The organism is Methylobacterium jeotgali (genome assembly GCF_022179345.1).
Classification (GTDB): Bacteria; Pseudomonadota; Alphaproteobacteria; order Rhizobiales; family Beijerinckiaceae; genus Methylobacterium; species Methylobacterium jeotgali.
Genome location: NZ_BPQR01000110.1, coordinates 1 through 7,400, shown reverse-complemented (window position 1 = coordinate 7,400; position 7,400 = coordinate 1). Strand labels below are relative to the sequence as shown.

7 protein-coding genes are annotated in these 7,400 nt (G+C 72.0%); 1 reads left to right on the top strand and 6 read right to left on the bottom strand.

Going from position 1 to position 7,400, the window contains the following annotated elements:
- The 5 genes from MFF04_RS21865 to MFF04_RS21845 all read right to left on the bottom strand — a co-directional run.
- A partial coding sequence (locus MFF04_RS21865) for an SDR family NAD(P)-dependent oxidoreductase (protein WP_238279106.1) occupies positions 1-657 on the bottom strand: 657 nt, incomplete at its 3' end.
- Between the two features lie 7 nt (positions 658-664).
- Positions 665-844, bottom strand: coding sequence for a DUF1328 domain-containing protein (locus MFF04_RS21860; protein WP_238279104.1), 180 nt, complete (start codon positions 842-844; stop codon positions 665-667).
- 69 nt (positions 845-913) lie between these two features.
- Positions 914-2,278, bottom strand: coding sequence for a chloride channel protein (locus tag MFF04_RS21855; RefSeq protein ID WP_238279102.1), 1,365 nt, complete (start codon positions 2,276-2,278; stop codon positions 914-916).
- 70 nt (positions 2,279-2,348) lie between these two features.
- Positions 2,349-3,764, bottom strand: a complete 1,416-nt coding sequence (locus tag MFF04_RS21850; RefSeq protein WP_238279100.1) for a deoxyribodipyrimidine photo-lyase — start codon at positions 3,762-3,764, stop codon at positions 2,349-2,351.
- Between the two features lie 415 nt (positions 3,765-4,179).
- Positions 4,180-5,274 carry a TRAP transporter substrate-binding protein gene (locus MFF04_RS21845; RefSeq protein WP_238279098.1) on the bottom strand — a complete coding sequence of 365 codons (1,095 nt, stop codon included), beginning with the start codon at positions 5,272-5,274 and terminating at the stop codon, positions 4,180-4,182.
- A 122-nt stretch (positions 5,275-5,396) separates the two neighbouring features.
- Here MFF04_RS21845 and MFF04_RS21840 point away from each other — a divergent pair, with 122 nt between their 5' ends.
- Positions 5,397-5,966 (top strand): tyrosine phosphatase family protein, encoded by a 570-nt coding sequence (locus MFF04_RS21840; RefSeq protein WP_238279096.1) that lies wholly within the window; start codon positions 5,397-5,399, stop codon positions 5,964-5,966.
- 18 nt (positions 5,967-5,984) lie between these two features.
- On the opposite strand, the gene MFF04_RS21835 is transcribed toward MFF04_RS21840, so the two are convergent.
- The gene (locus MFF04_RS21835; RefSeq protein WP_373320141.1) at positions 5,985-7,070 is read right to left on the bottom strand and encodes a branched-chain amino acid ABC transporter substrate-binding protein; all 1,086 of its coding nucleotides are present in this window, start codon (positions 7,068-7,070) and stop codon (positions 5,985-5,987) included.
- Positions 7,071-7,400 lie beyond the last annotated feature (330 nt).

The window sequence follows — 7,400 nt, the reverse complement described above, 5'->3', positions numbered from 1 at the left end:
CCAGAACAGGCCGAACAGGCTGCGGTTGCCGCGGGCGAACCCGGAATCGATGACGCCCGGATGCAAGGCGTTGACGGTGACGCCGCTGCCGGCAAGGCGCCGGGCCAGGGCCCGCGTGAACAGCACGTTCCCGAGCTTCGCCCGGCAGTAGACCGCGAAGGGCTGGTAGCCCTTTCGGCAGTCGATGTCGTCGAAGTCGATGCGGCCGCGGGCATGCGCCGCCGAGGCGACGTTGACGATCCGCGCCGGGGCGCTCGCCTTCAGGAGGTCGAGAAGCTCCAGCGTAAGCAGCACGTATCCGAGATGGTCGAGGGCCCAGGTCCGCTCGATGCCGTCGACGGTCTCGGCCCTACGATCGAAGATCGCGCCGGCGTTGTTCACGAGGACGTCGAGGCGCGCGAAGCGCTCGCGCACCTGAGACGCGAGCCGGCGCGTCTCTCCTTGAGAGGAAAGGTCGGCGACGAAGGTCTCGGTCTGCGCCCCCGGCACCGCGGCGCGGATGTCGGAGGCCGCGCGCTCGGTGCGGCCTCCGTCGCGCCCGACGAGGCCGACGCAGGCGCCGGCCCCGGCGAGGCCGAGCGCCGTCTCGTAGCCGATGCCGCTCGTGGCGCCCGTGACGAGGACGGTCTTCCCCGCCATGGGCCCGCGAGCGCTCATCGCCGCCTCAGAACACCGCCTGCCCGATGGCGAAGGCGACCACGACGATCAGGATCGCGACCACGAGGAACAGGCCGAACAGGATGCGGGCCAGCGACCCCGCGCCGGAGGCGATGCCGGTGAAGCCCAGAGCACCGGCGACGAGCGAGATCACGAAGCAGATGAGGGCCCATTTCAGGAGGGTCATGGTCGCGGACTCCGGCGTCGAAAAGCGAGCGACAACTGCCGACAAGCTGAACCGTTCCACGCCCGCCGATCACGTCCGCACGGAAGGGGCCGCTCGGTCCAGGATCGCCTCCGCGAGGGCGTGGTAGAGCCCGTCACGGCACAGGATCCGGGAGGCGGCGTCGGCGAGGAAGGCGGCGACCATCAGCGGGATGACCAGCGCGTGGTCCTGGGTCATCTCGACGACGATCACGAAGGAGGTGAGGGGGGCCTGCAGCACCCCGGCGAGGTAGGCGACCATGCCGACGAGGACGAGGGCGCCGAGGGGCACGCCCGGGGCGAGGCCCGCCACCCATCCTCCGAGTCCGGCGCCCACGGCGAGCGACGGCGCGAACAGCCCGCCGGGGATGCCGCTCACCGAGGTCAGCACGGTGGCGATGAGCTTCAAGGGCGCGAAGTCGAACCGGGCCGCTGCCTCGCCGTGCAGGATCGCCCGCGCCTCCTCGTATCCGGTGCCGTAGACGAGGCCGCCGGAGACGAGCCCGCAGAGCGCCACCCCGAGGCCGCAGGCCGCCGCGAAGGCGACCGGCCGGCGCGCGATCATCCGGCCCGCCCGGCCCGGCAGGCCACGGCCGAACAGGATGACGATCCGGCTGAAGAGACCGCCGAGAAGGCCGCCCGCCAGGGCGACACCGACCACCGCCGCCCATGCCTCGACCGTCGCCGGGAGCCCGGCGCGGGTGCTGCCGAAATAGGTGTAGTTGCCGAGGGCGACCAAGGCCGTCAGGCCCGCCGCCACGATCGCGGCCACCGTCAGGCCGGCCGAGCGCCTATCGTAGGCGCGCCCCAGCTCCTCGATGGCGAAGACGATGCCGGCGAGCGGCGTGTTGAAGGCGGCCGCCACCCCCGCCGCCCCGCCCGCGAGGAGCAGCCCCGGCACGCGGTCGGGCGTCAGCCGGCCGAAGGCGGCCAGGATCGCGGCGCCGACCTGAACGGTCGGCCCCTCGCGCCCGGCCGAGGCCCCGCAGGCGAGTCCGAGGCCGAGCAGAACGACCTTGCCGACCGCGATGCGCAGCGAGACGAGCCGTCGGCGCAGGCTCGCATCCTCCGTCACCCGCGCCGCGATGACCTGCGGGATGCCGGAGCCCTGGGCATTGGGAAAGACGTTGCGGGTGAGAAGGGCCGCCAGCGCGAAGCCGGCCGGCGTCAGCCCGAGCGCCACCAGCGGCGAGAGGGACAGGGCGGCCCGGAACCCGGCCTGCGCCGCGTCGGCGGCCCAGGCCATCAGGACGGCGGCGAGCCCCACGCAGATGCCGCCGAGGACGAAGAGCAGCCGGTTGCGCCCGGTGTCCAGCGCCCGTCCCGACCTCCGGCGCAGGCGCATGATCGACCGCCTGCGCCAGGCACGGCCGCGGGTGGCGGCGGTCGGTCGTCCGGGCTTCGTCGGATGATCCATGTCCTGTGGCGGCTCCCGGCAGGCCGCTTGGGACGAGCCGTGTCCGGCATCGCGGCGCCGGGCGCGTCCGTCAATCGGTGCGGCAGGATTTCTCGCCCCGGCGCTCGGCCTCGCAGAGCGCCTCGACGGCCTTCACGTAGCCATTGGCGTCGAACTTCCGGAGCGAGTTCTCGCTCTGGTATCGCACGGTGCCGAACACCTTGCGCTTGGCCCAGGGGCGGTCGTGCAGACCGTAGACCCAGGCGACGTTGGTGAAGGAGTTCGCGTCGCGCCCGTCGAGGAAGTAGCGGTTGTTGATCCGGAGCGTGCGCGCGAAGCCCTCCTCGGGGGAGGGGGACCATTCGAGGATCTTCTTGCCCCAGTACATGCGCAGCTGGTTGTGCATGTAGCCGGTCTCGCGCATCTCGGCCTGGGCGGCGTTCCAGTATCGGTCGTGGGTCTCGCCGGCCGCGAGTTGCCTCTCCGTGTAGCGATGCGGGCGCGGGTCGTCGGCGTGCTCCTCGAGGGTCTTGCGCGCCCATTCGGGCACGGCGTGCGCGTAGCGGTCGTACCTCTCCGTGTAGAAGACGTGGTTCATCGCGAGCTCCCGGCGCACCACGAGCTCCTCGAGATAGGCGGAGCGGTCCTCCCGGTCGCCGACCTTGGCGGCGCGCACGGCGAGCGCGATCTCGACGGGCGAGATCTGGCCGAAATGCAGGTAGGGGCTCAGGTGTGAGGCGGCATCCGCCTCCGGCTTGTTGCGGTCGGCGCCGTAGCCCTCGAAGGGACCGGCGAGGAACGCCTTCAGCCGCCTTCGCGCCTCGGTCTCCCCGCCCTTGAAGCGCACCACCGGCGGCACGTCGCGATCGAGGCTCATGCCCTTCAGCACCGCGTCGGGATCGGAGACGTCGATCTCGCTCTCCGGCAGGCCCTTGCCGGCCTTGTGCGTGAGGCGCCGCGCCCGCAGGGGCTCGATGTAGTCGTCCCAGACCTTATGCAGCTTCGGGCGCAGGGTGCGCGCCCCGTACTCGTGCTTGCTCGAGGCGGTCTCGACCGGCACCACCACGTCGCCCTCGACCTGGACGATGCGGCCGCCGAAGCCTTGCCCGATCTCCGCGTACCAGCCCTTCTGGATGGCGAGGTAGCCGCGGTCGAGGACGAGCAGGGCGGCATCCCTGGCCAGATCGATGGCGATCCTGGCGGGCGACGCCTTGCGCATCACGAAACGGACGCCGCGCTTCTCCAGCCCGGCGGCCGCGTCGGCGAGCCCCTGGAGCAGGAAGGCGTAGTGGCGGGCGTTCGCCTCCGGGAAGCCGCTCTTGCCGTCGAGGAGGCCGAAGCAGGCGACGAGCGGCAGCTTCAGGCGGTTCGCCTCCTCGATGGCGAATTCGAGGGCCGGGTTGAAATGGGCCCGGTTCGCCTGCTGGAGCAGGTAGAGGACGTAGGCGCCGTCGCTGCGGGCCTCGGCGTCGTTGAGGACCCGGATACGCTGCGACTGGATCGCCATGGTTGCCCCTCGCGCCGGATGCGGTCTCGTCGGCAAGCTAGGGCGCTCCGGCGCGGCCGCATCGGATACGGCCAAGCTGATCGCCAGTTATCGGCGGTCCACGATGCCGCAGCGATCACTCGGAGACTGCGCGTCGGCCGTTGCCGGTGTCGTTTCAACTCGGGGCACGGCGGCGGCGCCCGGCGACGCCTTTCGCGCGATGCGATGCGCTCTTTTGAACACAGTCTCGGCGCGATGTGTGCCAGCACACGCGAAACGACAGCCCTGCTGCCCGATCGACCTTGAATTCATCTGAAAGAGGATCAGATTGTGCATTGCGAGAGGGCGATGGCGTCGCGCTCTCGCTGCCCTCCTTGGGCGTTTCCTCCCTAGACTTCGGGCCGCTCCTTCGGGAGTGGCCTTTTTTCTTGGCCGGTCAGCCCCGCGCCCGGGCGCGGATCATGAAGTTGTCGTAGGTGTACTCGGCGACCTGGAACCAGAGATACTCCTCGTTCCGGAAGGTGCGCAGGGCGTCGTAGGCGCGGCGGAAGTCGGGGCTCTTCTCGGCGAGCTTGGCGTAGACGTCGTTGGCGTGCTTGAGCGCCGTCTCCATCACCTCCTGCGGGAAGGGGCGGAGCTGGGCGCCCCCGGCCACGAGCCTGCGGAGCGCGGCCGGGTTGCGGGCGTCGTACTTCGCCTGGACGTCGGCGCCGGCCTGGGCGGCGGCGGCCCGCAGCATCGCCTGGTAGGGCTTCGGCAGCGCCTTCCAGCGCTCGGCGCCGATCCAGAGATGCAGGACGGAGCCGCCCTCCCAGAAGCCCGGATAGTGATAGATCGGCGCGACCTTCTGGAGGCCGAGCCGCTCGTCGTCGTAGGGGCCGATCCACTCGGCCGCGTCGAGGGCCTTCGAGTCCAGCGCCCCGTAGATGTCGGGGCCGGCGACCGTCTGCGGCACGGCGCCGAACTTCGCCAGCACCTGCGCGCCAAGCCCGTCGATGCGGATCTTCAGCCCGTTGAGGTCGGCGGCCGACTTGATTTCGCGCCGGAACCATCCGCCCATCTGGGCGCCGGTGTTGCCGCAGGGCAGGCAGGCGACGCCGTTGCGGGCGAAGACCTCGGCGAACACGTCCGCTGCCCCGCCCTGGTGCCACCAGGCGTTCTGGCCCCGGGCATTGAGCCCGAAGGGCATGGCGGAAGCCAGCGCGAAGGTCGGGTCGCGGGAGGCGCCGAGGGAGGCCGGGCCGTAGCCCATCTCGACGGTCCCGGCCGAGACCGCGTCGATGACGCCTTCGGCGGGCACCGGCTCGCCCGGCGCCTGGACCTGGATCTGGAAGCGGCCCTCGCTCGCCTCGGCGACGATGCGCGCCACCGCCTCGCAGGCGCCGTAGAGGTTGTCGAGGCTCTTCGGATAGGCGCAGGCGAGCCGCCAGCGGGTCTCGGGCGCCCCTTGCGCGAGGGCGGGCGCGGACAGTCCGGCACCGGTCGCGGCGCCGACGCCGGCGGCGAGAAGCGTGCGTCTCTTCAGGCCCATCGTGTCTCCTCGGTGGGTCCGGCTCCGGCCGGCGGCCGCCCCTAGCACGCCCGCACGCGGCTCGAAACCGTCGCAGCCCGCATCCCTCGCCACCCGGCCGGCGCCGTGATAGGCCCGCGGCCGTGAAGCCGAACGCCGTCACCCTGCACACCGTCTGCGGACTCGAGGAGCTGTCGGGCCACGGCACCGGCGGCGTCACCCATGTGCTGTCGCTCCTCGACCCGGGCACGCCGGAGCCCGAGGCCTTCCGGGCATGGCCGGCGCACCGGCGGACAACGCTGCACTTCCACGACTGCCTGGAGCCCTTGGAGGGCCAGACCGCGCCGCAGGCCGCCGACATCGAGGCGATCCTCGGCTTCGGCCGGGACCTCGGAGAGGGGGCGGGACACGTCCTCGTCCATTGCCACTACGGCCTGTCGCGCTCGACGGCGGCGCTGGCGATCCTGTTCGCGCAGTCGGAGCCGGAGACGTCCGCCGCCGACCTGATCGGGCGCCTGCACGCCCTGCGGGAGCCCGCTTGGCCGAACGCCCGCATGATCGGCTTCGCCGACGCGATCCTCAAGCGGGAGGGCAGCCTCAGCGAGGCGGTGCGCCGCCTGCACGCCCTCCAGCTCCGGGTGCGGCCACATCTGGCGGAGGTGCTGCGCGACCTCGGGCGCGGCGCCGAGGTCGACGCGGCGCAAAGGGACTGAAAACTCCGAGCTGATCCCTCAGGGCTTGCCGGCCGGGGTGAACTTGCCATCCCGCCAGACGTAGAGGACGTAGCCCTGGGCGGTGACGTCGCCCTTGGCATCGAAGCCGACCGAGCCGAGCACGAGGTCGAAGCGCTCCGCGTGCAGCGTCGCCGCGATGCCGCGCGGGTCCGTGGTGTGGGCGAAGCCCGCCGCGGCGACGAGCGCCTGGAGCGCGGCGTAGCCGTAGATCGACGAGCCCGTCGGCTCGACGCCCTCCGCGCGGAAGCTCTTGGCGACGGCCGCCGCCGGGGGCTGCCGGCTCGGATCGAGGTAGAAGGTCATCAGCACGCCGTTGCTGGCGGGCCCAGCGATGCGGCTGAAATCCTCGGTGGCGATGGCGGACGTTCCGAACCATTGCGGGCGAAAGCCCCGCTCGGCGGCGATGCGCACGAGGCGCCCCATCTCGGCGGCGTCGCCCCCGTAGTAGACGACCTCGATGCCCGCCCCCTTCAGCCGGTCGGCGAGCGCCGCGTCGTCGGCGTCGCTCGGCGTGAAGCTCGCCGAGAGGGCCTCGTTGATGCCGATGCGGTTGAGGTTGTCCTTGGTCGCCGAGGCGAGGGCGCGGGCGGCGGGCGTCTGGTCCTGGATCACCGCGATCTTGCGGTCGCGGAAGCGCTCGGCGAGCACGATCGCCGAGAGGCGGGCCTGGTCGTCGTCGCGCCCGCAGACCCGGAAGACGTTGGGCAGGCCGCGATCGGTCAGGCGGGCCGAGACCGAGGCCGCGGTGATCATCAGCACGCCGTTGGCGGCGTAGACCTCGGAGGCGGCGATCGAGGCGTTCGAGCAGACATGCCCAACGACGAGCTTCACGCCGCTCTGGACGAAATGGTTGGCGACCGCCGTCGCCTTGTTGGAGTCGCAGGCATCGTCCTGCACGTCGAGGAGGATGGTGTGGCCGCCGAGGCCGCCGCGGGCGTTGGCATCGCGGGCGGCGGCCTCGACGCCGCGCAGAACCTGCTCGCCGACGGCGACGTAGGCGCCCGAGCGGGGCAGGGCGACGCCGACGGTTACGTCGGCCGCGGAGGCGTTCGTCGGGACCCCGCCCGCGAGGCCGCAGAGCATCAGGCCGAGAGCGGCCGCTCGCCGGGTCGTCCAGGGTCTGACGGTCATCGGCCCCTTCTCAGCACCGCGCCGGTGGGGCCTCGCGCAGGAGGACATCGCCCGGCCCTTACGTCTGGCGTGGCCTGGGCCGCACCCGACGCGCGGCTCTGCGGCCGCTCCGCGACGAAAAGATGTCGGCGGGGAAAATGGCAAGGGGAGATTTGCCGGAAGGCCGCGCCGCCCACCGCGACGAACGCGGGCGTCCCTTCGTCCGCCCGCTGATGGCGGTTTATCTCACGTATGTTGCGGTTGCGGCGGCGGATGCGACGGGCGTGATGGCGGCGGAGAAGA